This window comes from Ruegeria sp. CDSB013 (assembly GCF_059611165.1).
In genome coordinates, this window is record NZ_JBXWPA010000013.1 from 57,561 (window position 1) to 73,253 (window position 15,693).

The window sequence follows — 15,693 nt, forward strand, 5'->3', positions numbered from 1 at the left end:
AAACCTATCTTAGAAAGATATTATTTGAACAGAGGGGTCATCCATGTGCAGATCGTCCTACCACCGACACGGAGACAGACATGACGCACCCCTTGGTTACTCACGAAATGATCGACACCTATCAACGGGACGGCGTTGTCCTGATCAAAGGGCTATTTGCCGATCACGTTGAGGCCCTGCGCGAAGGGGTGGCAGCGAATATGGCGGATCCCGGGCCGTATGCTTCCGAGAACAAGAAAGAAGGCCAGACGGGTCGGTTTTTCGACGATTATTGCAATTGGTCGCGCATTGAACAATTTCAGACGGTCATTCACGAATCCCCGGCGGCAGAAGTCGCGGCAGATTTGATGCAGTCGGATACAGTGCAGATGTTCCACGACCACGTTTTGGTCAAAGAGCCCGGAACCTCGATGGCGACGCCGTGGCATCAGGATGGGCCCTATTACTTTGTTGAAGGGCAGCAAACGATCAGCTTTTGGTCGCCGCTTGATCCGGTCACGCAAGCCACACTGCGCTGTGTGGCAGGCTCGCACCGGTGGGAGAAAGAGGTCTTGCCGACCCGCTGGGTTTCGGAAGACGGGTTCTTTCCCGACGAAGGCCAGTACATCCCGGCCCCGGACCCGGATGCCGAAGGGATGCGGGTTGTCGAGTTCGAGATGGAGCCGGGCGACGCGGTTGCTTTCAACTATCGCACGCTTCACGGCGCGCGAGGAAATCAATCCGACAGCCGCCGCCGCGCATTTTCACTGCGTTTGGTTGGTGACGATGCGCGATATGTCGAGCGGCCAGGCCGGACATCGCCGCCGTTTCCGGGGCATGACATGATTCCAGGCCAGCGCTTGCGCGAGGATTGGTTTCCGATGTTGCTGCGGCGGTGATCAGACACCGAAGAGGTCAAAGAGGCGGGTCAGAACCACTGGCCCGTTTCGATCAACCCCATCTCAAGCAACTGGTTTGACGACCATTCGAACGGGATCGAATTGCGCCAGCGGAATGTTGGAATGTCGAAGGTAGATCCTGCGTTGGTTTTCAAGGCTTTGGCTGCCCGGAACGAGCACACCGCAGCAGTCAAATTGTGGTGCCACGGGCAAGAATACGTATTGTATTCTTCGTCGTTAAACGTGTGATCCGGCCGCAATAACAATCCACTTTTGGATTTGAACAGGGCGATCCGGTCAATTCGGCGGTTTTGTGCGGGAACGTGTTCTTCGAACCGCCATCGTAAACCACCAGACATATCCAGCTGGCGCTCCTTCGGGTGCTTCATTGAATCCAGACGCGCCTGGGCAAAATACCCTGTGCGATCCATCATCGCGCGTTGAGGTGCGACGCCATTCGGGAATTCGTTCAGATCCTCGGCATACAGATCGACAACATGGCTCAGCATCGAGTCGCGGCGCTCTTCAGTGTGAAACGCCAGCATCTCTCCGATTGAACGCGTCTCGCAAAAGGGAAAGAAGAGGTACTCGGCGTTAAAGCAGTAATACATCCACAAACCTGGTGCCGCCTGAATGATCTTGTTGATCGTCTCAAACACGATGGTGCGGGGAACGCAGCTGAGAGTGACGCGGTGAACTTGATCCCCAAGTTCGGGGTCCAGCACAAATTCCTGCGGCATGAATACGATCAAAGACTCAAAGCCCAGATTCAGATGGTGACGGATGGTGCTATCAATTTCGACGTCATCTTCGACGAAAACCAACGCGAGGGGTCCCTTTGCCAAAGCGGCCTTGCCCGTTTGCAAAAAAGAGTCGAGAGATTCGTATTGCATTGCCTGTCCGCTGCCGCCTTGCTGGAGTTTCGGGTCAAAATCAGGTAATCGCGTCGCCATTGCAAGCGGCGTTCGTTGGGTATAGACGACGCCGATCCCGCGAATGCAAAGGCCGTTTTCATGTCAGAACCCAAAAAGCTGTACATCAAGACCTATGGTTGCCAGATGAACGTATACGACAGCGAGCGTATGGCGGAAACGCTGGGCGGTCAGGGTTACGTGGAAACCAAAAGCCCCGATGATGCGGATATGATCCTGCTGAACACCTGCCATATTCGGGAAAAAGCCGCGGAAAAAATCTATTCCGAGCTTGGCCGGTTCAAAGGTTTGAAGACTGAAAAGCCCGACCTCAAGATCGGTGTTGCGGGATGTGTTGCGCAGGCGGAAGGCGAAGAGATCATGCGTCGCCAGCCGATGGTCGACCTTGTTGTTGGCCCGCAAAGCTATCACCGCCTGCCCGAGATGGAGGCGAAGACGCGCACCGGTGCCAAGGCACTGGACACGGATTTCCCCGAAGAGGACAAGTTTGAGAAACTCAAAGGCCGACCAAAGGCCAAACGTGGTCCGACTGCGTTTCTGACGGTGCAAGAGGGCTGCGACAAGTTCTGCGCCTTCTGCGTGGTGCCTTATACGCGCGGGGCCGAAGTCAGCCGTCCCGCTGATCGTATCCTGCGTGAGGCGAACGATCTGGTCGAACGCGGGGTGCGCGAGATCACTCTGCTGGGCCAGAACGTCAACGCCTATCACGGCGCTGGTCCGAATGGTGACATGACGCTGGCCGGTCTGATCTGGGAGCTGAACAAGGTCGACGGGCTGGAGCGGATCCGGTTCACCACCTCACACCCCAACGACATGGCCGACGACCTGATCGAGGCGCACGGGACGTGCGACAAGCTGATGCCTTATCTGCACCTGCCGGTTCAGTCGGGTTCGGATCGCATCCTCAAGCGAATGAACCGCAGCCACACCGCCGAGAGCTATCTGCGCCTGATAGAGCGCATTCGCGCCGCGCGCCCGGATATCGTGATGTCCGGCGACTTCATCGTCGGCTTCCCTGAAGAGACCGAAGAGGATTTTCAGGCCACCATGGATTTGGTGGAAGAGGTCAAATACGGATATGCGTATTCGTTCAAGTACTCGACCCGCCCCGGAACACCGGCGGCTGAGCGGTCTCAGGTTGATCCCAAGGCTGCGGACGACCGTCTGCAGCGGCTTCAGGGGCTGATTACCCGTCACCAGCGCGAGATTCAGGACGCGATGGTTGGCCGGGACGTGAAAGTGCTGTTTGAAAAACCGGGTCGTCTGCCAGGTCAGATGGTCGGAAAATCCGAGTATCTTCATTCGGTTCACGTGTCCGACGCTGATGTCGCGGTGGGCGAATTGCGCGATGTCCGGATTATGTCCTCGGGTGCAAATTCACTGGCGGGTGCGTTGCGGTAACGCGTCCGTTATTTGGATTTTGGAAACCATACGGTTTTGTTAATTCCAAATTTACCCTTGATTTATTACTCGGAATTATGTTCCGAGAAAAATCAGGTTGCCTAGGGGGCGAGTGTTTTGCGCCTTTGGGAAACCTCATCTCTTGCCGGCGGGATGAGCAGGTCGGTGAATGGAAAGGGTACGAGTGAAGACTTTGAAACGTTTTTCAGGGCGGCTGTTGAAATCCGCTCTTACCACCGCGATCGCTATTACGGCGCTTCCCGGTGTGACCGCTGCAGGCAATCTGGATCAAGGTCTCTCTGACCCTCCTGTCGTCAACCCCAAACGGTTCGGCAGTGACGTCAGCGCCTTTTACCTGGGTGCTACGGGCGCGTACGCTTTCGGAGGCGACGATCGATTTGGACTGACTGGACCCGGCGGAACCTCGGCAGTAGGTGACCTGGACCTGAGCGGTTCGTTGGGTGGCGTACGGGCCGGGTGGCGCGGCGTTTTGCCAGCGCGCGGTGGGCGCGACTATGTGTATGGGTTTGAGCTTGGATACGAGTTCGGCTCGCTTAGCGATGACGCCTCCAACCAGATCAACGGCCAGACAGTCACGGGCGGGTCTGAAATATCTGACGTGTTCTCGATTCGGCTGCGCAATGGTCTGACCAACAAAAGCGGTACAGTGTTGTATTTTGTGTCGGCTGGATATGTGAATGGCGACATCAACACAACAAGCAGACAGGCCGTCCAGGGGGGGTCTCAATTCTTCGAAAGTGGCGGCCGACGCAGCGGCTTTACCGCCAGCATCGGGGCCGAACATAACCTGACCGACCAATGGTCGATCACGGGTGAGTTCGAATACGTTCAATTCAGCGCGGAAAACGTGGATTTCGGCAATGGAACGTCGACCAGATCGACGCCGAAGTATCGCGGTCTGAAGTTGGGTTTGAATTATCGGTTCTGACACGCCGACTGAAACAGCGGCACCAACAGGAGCCGCGCACGGGCCGGGCGCATTGGCGGTTTTGCCATTTGGGCGGAAAAAATGAAACTGTGGCTTGCGCCCACCAAGACTTCCTGTCTACGCTCAAGGTGAAACGCCAAGACAGGAGAGCGGATTGGCCATCGGTGCCCTAAACCCACCGCAAGATGAAATGCCTCAGCGCGAAGCGTTTGTTGAGTTTCCAGACAACCGATTATTAATTGACCTGTGCGGGGAATATGACCGCAATCTGACAGATATTGAGCAAAAGTTATCTGTTCAAATTGTACGTCGCGGGAATCAGCTGGCTGTGATGGGTGACGAAGACGCCCAAAAGCAGGCCATTGAGGTTTTGCAGGCACTGTACACGCGCCTGGAAGGTGGGCGTGACGTCGAAGCGGCCGATGTGGATCGCGAGCTGCGGATGGGGGGCTCCGAGACGGGAACCGGCAGCCGCGACGGTGATCAGCTTGAGATGTTCAGAGGCGGCACGGTCGAAATCAAGACGCGCAAGAAACTGGTCGAGCCGCGCACGGATGCGCAAAAGGCATACGTCCAATCCTTGTTTCAGAACGAACTGGCCTTTGGGATTGGCCCTGCCGGTACGGGTAAGACCTATCTTGCCGTAGCCGCTGGCGTATCGATGTTTATCGGTGGCCATGTAGATCGGATCATTCTCAGCCGCCCTGCAGTCGAAGCTGGCGAAAAGCTGGGCTATCTGCCCGGTGACATGAAAGACAAGGTCGATCCGTACATGCAGCCGTTGTACGATGCCTTGAATGATTTTCTGCCGGGCAAGCAACTGGCCAAACTGATTGAAGAAAAGCGAATCGAAATCGCGCCGCTGGCCTTTATGCGGGGACGCACCTTGGCGAATGCGTTTGTTGTGCTGGATGAAGCTCAGAACGCCACGACCATGCAGATGAAAATGTTTCTGACGCGTCTGGGTGAAGGAAGTCGAATGGTGATCACCGGTGACCGCTCGCAGGTTGACCTGCCGCGCGGTGTTCAGTCAGGGCTGGCCGATGCCGAGCGTTTGTTGAGCACGATCCCGAATATCAGCTTCAACTATTTCACGTCCAAGGATGTTGTGCGCCATCCGCTTGTCGCCGCCATTATCGAAGCGTATGAGGCCGACTCGGGCCGCGAGAAAGCATAGTCGGCCCGGGTGCGGCCACAGGGCTTTGGACACGGTGAGATGAACCTGGAAGTGACGATCGAAGATGCGCGCTGGCAACAGCTTGAACCGTTGGCCGCGCGCGCGACAAAGGCTGTATTGGACTTTTGCGATCTGGACGCCGAGCTGTGCGAAGTCAGCCTGCTGGCCTGCGATGATGCGCGAATTGCTGATCTGAACGCGGAATTTAGGGAAAAGCCCACTCCGACCAATGTGCTGAGTTGGCCTGCCGAAGATCTGGCCGCTGATGAAGCGGGGCAGAGACCTGCCCGACCCGCGCCAGACTTTACGGGCGAAATCGCGCTGGGCGACATTGCGATTTCCTTTGACACTTGCGCACGCGAAGCGGCCGACGCCAACAAAACTATGGACGATCACGTCACGCATCTGATCGTTCACGGAGTGTTGCACTTGCTGGGCTATGATCACATTCGTGACCCCGACGCCACTTTGATGGAAGGGGTCGAGGTCGAGATACTTGGCAAAATGGGTATAGATGACCCATATAGTATGTAATAGTGGCCGCATTGGCCGATCATTTGGAACAGGATTATGGGCGATACAGACGGCAGTTCTATGGCGGCGCAGAGCGCGCAACCGAAGGACAGCGGTGAAAATGCCAGCGAAAAAACTGGCTTCTTTTCTCGAATAGTGGACGCGTTCTCGCCGCAGAGCGACGAAGAGGTCAACGCGACCAATGGACATGAGGTCGACATGGTTCAGCCTCGCGGCATGATCAACCTGCGGCGAATGCGGGTCGAAGATGTGGCTATTCCCACGGCGGAAATCGTGTCCGTGCCATCAACGATCAGCAAAGATGAACTGGCCCAGGTTTTCCGCGACAGCGGCCTGTCCCGTATCCCGGTCTACGAAGGAACACTTGATACTCCTTTGGGGTTTGTGCACCTCAAAGACTTTGCTCTGACACATGGTTTTAATGGCACCGGGTCTGAATTTGATCTGGTCTCGATGCTGCGGACGTTGCTGTTTGTGCCGCCGTCGATGCCGATTGGCGTGTTGTTGACGAAGATGCAGACCGAACGCCGCCACATGGCGCTGGTGATTGACGAATACGGCGGTGTTGATGGTCTTGTGTCGATCGAGGATCTGATCGAACAGGTGGTCGGTGAGATCGCCGATGAGCACGATGCCGACGAAGGTCAGCTTTGGATTCAGGACAAGCCCGGTTGCTATGTCGTGCAGGCGCGCGTTCCGCTAGAAGATTTCGAGGCCGAGATCGGGCGTTCTCTGACAAGTCACGAAGACGTGGACGAGGAAGAAATCGACACGTTGGGCGGATTGGTCTTCATGCTGTCTGGTCGCGTCCCCGCACGAGGCGAGGTCGTGTTGCATCCCGAAGGTCCCGAGTTCGAGGTGATCGACGCCGACCCGCGCCGGATCAAACGTCTGCGTGTCATGTTGCCGGATCGCGTTGAATGAACCCTGCACAGGGCTGGCCGTTTTGGCTTCGGTTAATATCCGCAGCTCTGCTGGGCGCGATCGCGGCGTTTGGGCTTGCTCCGTTCGGCATTTGGCCGGCAACAGTGATCGCATTGGTCCTGCTGTCGCCTCTGTTTCTAACGACTGAGACGCGGGTGAAGGCGGCCTGGTTGGGCTGGGCCTTTGCGACCGGATATTTCGCGCATGCGCTCAGTTGGATTGTCGAGCCGTTCCTTGTTGATGTCCAACGTCACGGATGGATGGCGCCTTTTGCCCTAACATTCATGGCAGGCGGCCTCGCGCTGTTTTGGGCGCTAGCTTTTTGGCTGGTGCGGCGTCCCGACAGCGATGGCGTATCACAGGCCGTGTTTCTGGCGATTTCAATCTCATTGCTGGAATTTGCGCGAGGCTATGTTCTGACGGGGTTTCCCTGGGCGGGGCTGGCGCAGGTCTGGGTGGACACACAGGGCGCACAGCTTTTGTCTCTGTTCGGTCCATATGGGCTGGGCGCGGTGACTTTGCTGGCGACTTTGCCGCTTGGGGCCGCGCTGTCGCAGCGCGATGGCTATGTGGTTCCGTTAGTCCTAACTGTTGGAACCGCGTGTTTCGCATTGATTTATGCCGCATCGCGCCCGGCCATTGCGGACACTGAGAATGTTGTTCGCCTCATTCAACCAAATGCGCCCCAGCATCAGAAATGGGATCCGGATTACGCCCCGCTGTTTTTTACCCGTCAACTAGAGTTCACGGCGGCGTCACCGCGACCAGATTTGATTGTCTGGCCGGAAACCTCGGTTCCTGCATGGCTGGGCAGTGCGCAGCCTTATCTGACCGCAATCGCCGATGCCGCGCAGGGGACGCCCGTATTTCTGGGTATTCAGAGAGGGGACGGCCCGCGCATTTTCAATTCGATGATCTATCTGGATGAAGATGGCCGGCAGCAGGGGCTTTATGACAAGCATCACTTGGCGCCCTTTGGCGAATATGTCCCGTTTGGTGAGATTCTGGCCCAGTTCGGAGTTTACGGAATGGCTGCCACCACCGGTAATGGCTTTAGCGCGGGACCGGGGGCTTCGCTGATGGACGCTGGCAAGCTGGGAAAAGCTTTGCCGCTTATTTGCTATGAGGCGGTTTTTACCCAAGACGTCTTGTCAGCACCGGGTCGTGCCGATTTTCTTTTGCAGATCACCAACGACGCGTGGTTCGGAACGCGCTCGGGGCCGTATCAGCATCTGGCCCAGGCGCAAATGCGCGCCATCGAGCAGGGGTTGCCGATGATGCGGTCGGCCAATACCGGAGTATCAGCGATGATTGACCCGCTGGGTCGGGTTACCGAGGCATTGCCCCTGGGCCAGGCCGGTTTTGTCGATGCGAGATTGCCCAATGCGCTGGCTCCGACTGTGTACGCCCGGCTGGGTGATGCACCGGTCTTTGTCGCGCTGTTGGCGTTTTTTGCGCTGCTTTGGCGCAACGCCAGAGTACAGCAATAGTATTTTCGGATTGACGCTGTGTTTCATGGTGCGTATCGGGTTGCATGCTCATCACAACGGCTTCCTGGCGTGATGGAAAAATTCAATGGAGCACTTTCATGTCCCGACAGAACTATACATTTACATCGGAATCCGTTTCCGAAGGGCACCCGGATAAGGTTTGTGACCGGATTTCCGATGCCGTGCTTGACGCCTTTCTGAATGAAGAACCCGAAGCGCGCGTAGCGTGTGAAACCTTTGCTACGACCGACCGGGTCGTCATCGGTGGCGAAGTAGGTTTGTCTGATCAGGAAAAGCTGCACGATTACATGGGCCGCATCGACGAAATTGCGCGCGCCTGTATCAAAGACATCGGGTACGAGCAGGACAAGTTCCACCACGAAACCGTTGAGGTAACGAACCTGCTGCACGAACAGTCCGCGCATATCGCCCAAGGTGTGGATGCCGCCGCAGACAAGGACGAAGGTGCCGGTGACCAGGGCATCATGTTCGGTTATGCGACCACGGAAACGCCTGCGTTGATGCCGGCACCGATCCAGTATTCACACGCGATCCTGCGCCGTCTTGCCGAAGTGCGCAAGAATGGCAGCGAGCCGGCGCTTGGTCCCGACGCGAAATCGCAGTTGTCGGTCGTTTACCGTGACGGCAAACCTGTGGGTGTCAGCTCGATCGTGTTGTCGACACAACACCTGGACGAAGCGCTGAGTTCCGCCGACATCCGCGCGATTGTTGAGCCTTACATTCGTGAAACACTGCCCGAAGGGTGGTTGAGCAACGAAACCGAGTGGCACGTGAACCCCACTGGCAAATTCGTGATCGGTGGCCCGGATGGTGACGCAGGTCTGACCGGGCGCAAGATCATCGTAGACACTTATGGTGGCGCAGCCCCGCACGGCGGCGGCGCGTTCTCGGGTAAGGACCCGACCAAGGTGGACCGTTCGGCCGCGTATGCCGCGCGTTACCTAGCCAAGAACGTTGTGGCCGCCGGAATGGCAGAACGCTGCACGATCCAGCTAAGCTATGCGATTGGTGTTTCCAAGCCGCTGTCTATCTATGCCGACACTCACGGCACTGGTGAAATCCCGGACGCAGAAATCGAAAAGGCTGTTGGCCAGGTCATGGATCTAACCCCGCGCGGTATCCGGCAGCACCTGCAGATGAACAAGCCTATCTATCAGCGCACGGCGGCTTACGGCCACTTTGGCCGCGAACCCGAGGCGGATGGCGGTTTTAGCTGGGAACGCACCGATCTGGTCGACGCTTTGAAAGCAGCGGTGTGATCCAAATTAATCGAAGCGCGCCGTAACCGGCGCGCTTTTTCGTTCAGGCATCGGGGTTGCAACACTTCGACCAGCGCATTATGGGCACCGCCATGAGCACCCAGACCCCACAACGCCCGCGCAGAAACTTTTATGGCCGCTTTAAGGGAAAGACCTTGAAGCAGAGTCAAAAGACGTATCTGAACGAAGACCTTGACGCCCTGTCGCCGGGTGCTGTCGACTGGGAAACCAACCCCGAGCGGCATCCGCTGGACCTGCAGGCGCTGTTCGGCGGCAAGAATGTCTGGCTCGAGGTCGGCTTCGGCGGCGGTGAACATCTGGTGCATCAGGCTGCGAGCAACCCTGATATCGGCATTATTGGGGCCGAGCCCTACATCAACGGCGTCGCCATGCTGTTGGGAAAAATCCGTAAAGCCGGGGTCGGAAACCTGGCCGTGCATCCAGGCGATGCGCGTGACCTGTTCGACGTTCTGCCCGAGGCCAGTATCTCTCGAGCCTTTCTTCTGTATCCCGACCCGTGGCCCAAGACGCGGCATCACCGCCGCCGCTTTGTGACTCAGGAGCATCTGGAGCCTTTGGCCCGCGCCCTGAAACCCGGCTCAATCTTTCGCGTCGCGACGGACATTCCCGACTATGTGCGCCAGACGCTGGAAGAAGTGCCCCGCGCCGGTTTTGAATGGCTGGCCGAGCGTCCCACAGACTGGCGCGAACCGTGGGATGACTGGATTTCCACCCGCTATGAACAAAAGGCCCTGCGTGAAGGCCGTACGCCACACTATCTGACCTTCCGCCGCAAAGACTGATTGCGGCTGGACCAATCGGCCCCAATTCGCTAATCCGCCTTGAACTGATAGCGAAAACAGGAGCCCCCATGTCCGGACACGGCACGCCCATCCCGATGACCTCGCATCCTTGCGGCCCGCTGACCGGAACGGCAGAGGTGCCCGGTGACAAGTCAATCTCGCATCGGTCGTTGATCCTGGGCGCGATGGCCGTGGGCGAGACCCGGATCTCGGGCCTGTTGGAAGGCGAAGATGTTCTGGACACCGCCAAGGCCATGCGCGCCTTCGGGGCCGAGGTCACCGATCACGGTGGCGGCGAATGGACCGTGCACGGCGTGGGCGTCGGTGGCTTTGCCGAACCCGATCAGGTGATCGATTGCGGCAACTCGGGTACCGGCGTTCGGCTGATCATGGGCGCGATGGCTACCTGTCCGATCACGGCGACTTTTACTGGCGACGCCAGCCTGAACAAACGCCCCATGGCGCGGGTCACAGATCCGCTGGCGCTGTTTGGAACACAATCGGTGGGCCGTTCAGGGGGGCGCTTGCCGATGACTATCGTCGGCGCGGCTGACTCCACGCCGGTGCGATACGAGGTGCCGGTGCCTTCGGCCCAGGTGAAATCTGCGGTGCTGCTGGCTGGCCTCAATGCTCCCGGCAAAACTGTGGTGATCGAGAAAGAGGCCACACGCGACCATTCCGAGCGTATGCTGGCGGGCTTTGGCGCGGAAATCACCGTTGAGGACACTGATGAAGGCCGAGTTATCACCCTGACCGGTCGCCCCGAGTTGAAACCGCAGGTCATCGCCGTTCCGCGCGATCCGTCCAGCGCGGCCTTTCCGGTCTGCGCGGCGCTGCTCACGCCTGGGTCGGACGTTCTGGTGCCGGGCATCGGCCTGAACCCCACTCGTGCGGGGTTGTTCACTACGCTGCGCGAGATGGGTGCAGAACTGTCCTATGAGAATGAGCGCGAAGAGGGCGGCGAACCTGTCGCCGATCTGCGCGCAAAGTACTCGCCGAATATGAAGGGGATCGATGTTCCACCCGAACGCGCGGCCTCGATGATTGATGAATACCCGGTTTTGTCCGTGATTGCGGCAAATGCCACCGGCGTCACGATGATGGGCGGCGTAAAAGAACTGCGCGTAAAGGAAAGCGACCGGATCGACGCAATGGCTCGGGGCCTGCGCGCCAATGGTGTAACTGTCGAAGAAGGTGATGAATGGTGGTCGGTTGAAGGGCTGGGCATCGGCAACGTCTCCGGTGGCGGCACCTGCGAAAGCTTTCTGGACCACCGGATCGCCATGTCGTTCATGATTTTGGGGATGGGGGCCAAAAAGGGTGTAACCGTCGACGACGCGGGCCCGATCGCCACGTCGTTCCCAATTTTTGAACCTTTGATGGCCACGTTGGGTGCGAAACTGCAACGAAATAATCGGTAGGTTTGATGTCGGATTCACAATTCACTATCGCCATTGATGGACCAGCTGCGGCAGGGAAGGGCACGATCTCAAAGGCGGTCGCGGCCCGGTTTGGCTTCGCGCATCTGGACACCGGGCTTTTGTACCGCGCGGTCGGCAGGCGGACTTTGCAGGGACTCGAGCCGATTGCGGCAGCGCACGCCCTGACCCCCGAAGAGTTGGAGCAGGGCGATTTGCGTACGGCCGAGATTGCGCAAGCAGCCTCAAAAGTAGCCGTGATCCCCGAGGTTCGGGCCGCGTTGGTTGACTTTCAGCGGGCGTTTGCGCGCCGCAGCGGGGGCGCGGTGCTGGATGGTCGGGACATCGGTACTGTGATTTGTCCCGAGGCCGAGGTGAAACTGTTCGTCACCGCCAGCCCCGAAGTTCGGGCCGAGCGTCGGTTTCTTGAGCTCACCGCGAAGGGCAATGATATCTCGCGGGAACAGGTGCTGTCGGACGTAAAAGAGCGCGACGCGCGGGATACGGAACGCAGCACCGCGCCCATGAAGCCAGCAGAGGATGCAGTCCTGCTGGACACGTCAGATCTGAGCATCGAAGCCGCCTTAGCAAAGGCTGTCGAGGTCATCGAGAAGGCAAGGCCCGCAAAATCGTAACTTCGCGGGCCTTTGGCTGTTAGATTACAGCTCTCCGACCGCGATGCTTTTGATCTTGGACCACTGATTGTCAGCGGTTTCAGATGTGGCAGAGACATCTTCAAGGAACGCCGCGCGGGTATCTGCGTTCAGGAACAGATACAGCTTTCCGTCAGCCACCAGGTATTGATCCGGATCGCCGTCGAATTTTTTGCCGACAGAAACGCCGAACGAACAGAACCCGCCATGTTGTGGCAGGTAGGCCGCCGGGTTGGCCTCGAACGCTTCGCGGTTGGCGGCGCTGGTGAAGTAATAAGATGCGCCGTCGTAAGTGGCCGAGTGTGTGGCAAAGCCATCGACCGGGTTGCCGTCGTTAACGAGTGTCACCAGATCGACCCCATGCGCGGCAAGCGGCGCACCGGCGGCAGAAATACCGTTTGATACGTTGATTTCATCCGCAGCAAAGGCCGGGGCCGCGATCAGGGGCAATGTGGCGATCAGGGTGGTAAGAACGATAGATTTCATTTGTGTTTCCTTTCCGGTTCAGAGTCCGGCCAGCAGGTCTGCCAGCCGCTGAACCAAAGCTAGGAACTCGGTTCTGAACGAGCTATCGCAGAAAGCCCCGAGTATCTTGCAGATCGTTCAAAGCTGTCAGTGCCTTCGAAATACTGTTCACCAAGCTTTGTTTGGTCAGGTCTGCGCCCCGACCCTATTGTCGGTCTATAGCCTGCAGGAGCGATGCCATGATCCGACTAGCCTTTTTGATGTTTTTCCTTGCCGGAGGTGCGTTGGCTCAAGAGACGGCTGAGCCGGAACCCCCAATGACGTATGAGCGGTTGGGAAAGATCATCTTTGCGCTCGATCCTGACGCGAAACCGTTTGGACCGGGGTTTGAGCTGAAGGTTGCGGACGTAACGGTGCTGGTCGTTACGGATATCAATGCAGACCGGATGCGGGCCATGGTCGCGATTGGTAGCGCCGAAGATTTGTCGCCCGCTGACCTTGAACGCGTGATGCAGGCGAATTTTGACAGTACGCTGGACGCGCGTTACGCGATTGCGAATGATATTTTGTGGGCTGCGTACATCCATCCGCTATCCCGGCTGGACAAGAACCAGCTGATCTCGGGGCTGGCCCAGACAGTGAACATCGCCAAGACCTATGGCACCTTGTACACCGGCGGCGCGGCGGAGTTTGGAGGGGGCGACAGCCAGGATCTGCGGCGCGATCTGATCGAAGAACTTCTGAAAAAAGGCGAGGAAATCTGACACGCGCCCAGGAATTACGTTTGCTCTGATTTCAAGTTGCCTCGCAGAAGCTTCGGTGCATTGGCGGCCCGGTTTGCCTTTAACGCATCGCGGTTAAGTGTACTGCCCAGGGCAGGGTGCCGTGACCGAGCGTCGCTTGCCGAAAGAAGGAAAGTACATTGAGGTCAGGGCGCGCTAGACCCTAGCTGGACGCAGGAAACCTGCTATGCTTTGCCCATGCCAGAAGGGAAGGCTGCCATACAATCCTCAAAAACAAAAAGGGGAAGCAGCCAAGAAATCCCTCAAGCCAACAGGGACAGAACAATATGAATAATCGTTTGCGTAAGATCACTATCGTGGGTGGTGGCACGGCGGGTTGGATGACCGCGCTGATACTGGACATGGTGTTTTCACGCACCTCGGCCCCCAAGGTTCGCCCGCGCATCTGCCTGATCGAAAGCCCCAATATCGCCACCGTTGGCGTTGGTGAGGCCACGGTGCCGCGCATGCCGGTCACTCTGCGTCAGGCGGGCATTTCCGAGCGGGATTTTTTTCGCGAGACAAATGCATCGTTCAAGCTGGGCGTGAAGTTCTGCAATTGGAACAAGGACGCAAAGGGCAATCGCATCGATTATGTGAACCCCTTTGCCCACGGTCAGTTGTTGGAAGGGTTGGAAGCCGCCGAGTATTTCTTGCGCTTTGGCAATGGCGATCGGGACTTTACGCAATCCATCTCGCCGCATGACGATCTGGCCCGCCTGTGCAAGGGGGGGCGACCACTGGGTCAGCCCGAGTTCGAGCAACGGTTTGGCTATGCATATCATCTGGATGCTGTGAAATTTGCGGGCATGCTGACCAAAGTCTGCACCAAGCGCGGTGTTGAGCATATCCAGGATGAGGTGCAGGCGGTTGAGCTGGATGAACAGGGTAATGTCAGCCATCTGATGCTAGAGCGTAAGGGTCGCCACGACATCGAGATGGTCATAGATTGCACCGGGTTCCGCGGTTTGATCATCAACAAAGCACTGGGTGAGCCGTTTATGGATTACTCGGATTACCTGCCCAACGACCGCGCCATGGCGTTGCAGATTGAACATCCCGACCCAGAGAAAATCGAAAGCGTCACCCGGTCTACCGCGCTGGGCGCCGGTTGGACATGGCGGGTGCCGCTCTACAACCGTGTGGGCACAGGATATGTGTATTCATCGGCGCATCGCACGGATGATCAGGCGGCAGATGAATATCTCGAATGGCTAGGCGACAGCGGCAAAGGTTTGACACCGCGCGTGATCCCGATGCGCATCGGGCGCGTGCGCAATGCCTGGGTCAAGAACTGTCTGGCAATCGGTTTGTCTGGCGGGTTCATTGAACCGTTGGAAAGTACCGCAATCCATATGGTTGATCACGCGGTGCGCTGGTTCGCAGAACACCTGCCTACACGCGACATCGAACCATCGCTGCGGGCAAGATATAACCGGCAAATGAACCAGATGTATGATGAGGTCCTAGATTTCATCTGTCTGCACTATCGCCTGGGCAACCGCACGGATGATCAATATTGGATCGATGCGCGCACAGAGATGAAGATACCGGATCGTTTGGCCGAAAACCTGGAATTGTGGCAGCACCGCCTGCCCATGGAACACGATATCGAATTCGCCACACTGTTTAATTTCCGCGTTTATCAGACGGTTCTTTTGGGCAAGCAGGTCTATGACACCGGCTATGGGACCGGCATCCGTGATCGTCTGCGGCCGTTGAAGAAACCGATTTGGTTCCAGTGGTGGAAGGGCGCGAAGGTGGATCTTGCGCAGATCCTCAAGGCGATGCCGGATCACAAAACACTGTTGCGCGATATCCGAGGAGAGCTGGAGCAGCCCCCAGCCTTTGGTATGGCGGCTGCGATGCAACCGACCGTCGCGATGCCGGGCGAACAACTTGCACCCGTGGCAATCCAGAACATGCCGAACCTTGCCGAAATCCAAAGCGGCAAGAAGGACCTGCAACTGTTCTAGAAGGTCCTAGCGCTCGGCGCAGCTTTGCGGT

Annotated in this window: 15 protein-coding genes and 1 riboswitch; of the genes, 13 read left to right on the top strand and 2 right to left on the bottom strand. The window is 57.7% G+C overall.

The genetic code is table 11. The features are described 5' to 3' along the window. The first annotated feature begins 80 nt into the window (after positions 1–80). The gene (locus AC2FJF_RS19390) at positions 81–878 is read left to right on the top strand and encodes a phytanoyl-CoA dioxygenase family protein (RefSeq protein WP_496726800.1); all 798 of its coding nucleotides are present in this window, start codon (positions 81–83) and stop codon (positions 876–878) included. A gap of 29 nt (positions 879–907) precedes the next feature. Here the strand turns inward: AC2FJF_RS19390 and AC2FJF_RS19395 are convergent, their stop codons facing one another. Further along, a complete protein-coding gene (locus AC2FJF_RS19395; protein ID WP_496726801.1) occupies positions 908–1,771 on the bottom strand; it encodes a hypothetical protein in 864 nt (287 codons plus the stop codon). 120 nt (positions 1,772–1,891) lie between these two features. Between AC2FJF_RS19395 and miaB the strand changes: the two genes are divergently transcribed. From miaB to cmk, 10 genes are all read left to right on the top strand, one after another. Next, a complete protein-coding gene (miaB, locus tag AC2FJF_RS19400) occupies positions 1,892–3,211 on the top strand; it encodes a tRNA (N6-isopentenyl adenosine(37)-C2)-methylthiotransferase MiaB (protein ID WP_496726802.1) in 1,320 nt (439 codons plus the stop codon). 184 nt (positions 3,212–3,395) lie between these two features. Continuing rightward, positions 3,396–4,160 carry an outer membrane protein gene (locus tag AC2FJF_RS19405; RefSeq protein ID WP_496726803.1) on the top strand — a complete coding sequence of 255 codons (765 nt, stop codon included), beginning with the start codon at positions 3,396–3,398 and terminating at the stop codon, positions 4,158–4,160. Between the two features lie 154 nt (positions 4,161–4,314). Continuing rightward, positions 4,315–5,337, top strand: a complete 1,023-nt coding sequence (locus AC2FJF_RS19410; RefSeq protein ID WP_496726804.1) for a PhoH family protein — start codon at positions 4,315–4,317, stop codon at positions 5,335–5,337. A gap of 39 nt (positions 5,338–5,376) precedes the next feature. After that, entirely contained in the window at positions 5,377–5,871 is a 495-nt protein-coding gene (gene ybeY, locus AC2FJF_RS19415) for an rRNA maturation RNase YbeY (RefSeq protein ID WP_496726805.1), read from the top strand. Positions 5,872–5,907: 36 nt separating this feature from the next. Then, the gene (locus AC2FJF_RS19420) at positions 5,908–6,795 is read left to right on the top strand and encodes a hemolysin family protein (RefSeq protein WP_496726806.1); all 888 of its coding nucleotides are present in this window, start codon (positions 5,908–5,910) and stop codon (positions 6,793–6,795) included. After that, entirely contained in the window at positions 6,792–8,285 is a 1,494-nt protein-coding gene (gene lnt, locus AC2FJF_RS19425) for an apolipoprotein N-acyltransferase (protein ID WP_496726807.1), read from the top strand. Before AC2FJF_RS19420 ends, lnt begins: the two co-directional genes overlap by 4 nt. 45 nt (positions 8,286–8,330) lie before the next feature. After that, positions 8,331–8,378: riboswitch (SAM-SAH riboswitch) on the top strand. A gap of 5 nt (positions 8,379–8,383) precedes the next feature. Beyond that, a complete protein-coding gene (gene metK, locus AC2FJF_RS19430) occupies positions 8,384–9,565 on the top strand; it encodes a methionine adenosyltransferase (RefSeq protein WP_496726808.1) in 1,182 nt (393 codons plus the stop codon). A 92-nt stretch (positions 9,566–9,657) separates the two neighbouring features. After that, positions 9,658–10,368 carry a tRNA (guanine(46)-N(7))-methyltransferase TrmB gene (trmB, locus tag AC2FJF_RS19435; RefSeq protein WP_496726809.1) on the top strand — a complete coding sequence of 237 codons (711 nt, stop codon included), beginning with the start codon at positions 9,658–9,660 and terminating at the stop codon, positions 10,366–10,368. Positions 10,369–10,436: 68 nt separating this feature from the next. Beyond that, entirely contained in the window at positions 10,437–11,789 is a 1,353-nt protein-coding gene (aroA, locus tag AC2FJF_RS19440; protein ID WP_496726810.1) for a 3-phosphoshikimate 1-carboxyvinyltransferase, read from the top strand. Positions 11,790–11,794: 5 nt separating this feature from the next. Further along, entirely contained in the window at positions 11,795–12,421 is a 627-nt protein-coding gene (gene cmk / locus AC2FJF_RS19445) for a (d)CMP kinase (protein WP_496726811.1), read from the top strand. Positions 12,422–12,445: 24 nt separating this feature from the next. On the opposite strand, the gene AC2FJF_RS19450 is transcribed toward cmk, so the two are convergent. Continuing rightward, positions 12,446–12,925 (bottom strand): YHS domain-containing (seleno)protein, encoded by a 480-nt coding sequence (locus AC2FJF_RS19450; RefSeq protein WP_496726812.1) that lies wholly within the window; start codon positions 12,923–12,925, stop codon positions 12,446–12,448. Positions 12,926–13,143: 218 nt separating this feature from the next. On the opposite strand from AC2FJF_RS19450, the gene AC2FJF_RS19455 reads away from it, so the two are divergent. Continuing rightward, positions 13,144–13,668: a hypothetical protein gene (locus tag AC2FJF_RS19455; RefSeq protein ID WP_496726813.1), complete on the top strand. Its 525-nt coding sequence runs from the start codon at positions 13,144–13,146 to the stop codon at positions 13,666–13,668. A gap of 305 nt (positions 13,669–13,973) precedes the next feature. Beyond that, positions 13,974–15,662 carry a tryptophan halogenase family protein gene (locus tag AC2FJF_RS19460; protein ID WP_496726814.1) on the top strand — a complete coding sequence of 563 codons (1,689 nt, stop codon included), beginning with the start codon at positions 13,974–13,976 and terminating at the stop codon, positions 15,660–15,662. Positions 15,663–15,693 lie beyond the last annotated feature (31 nt).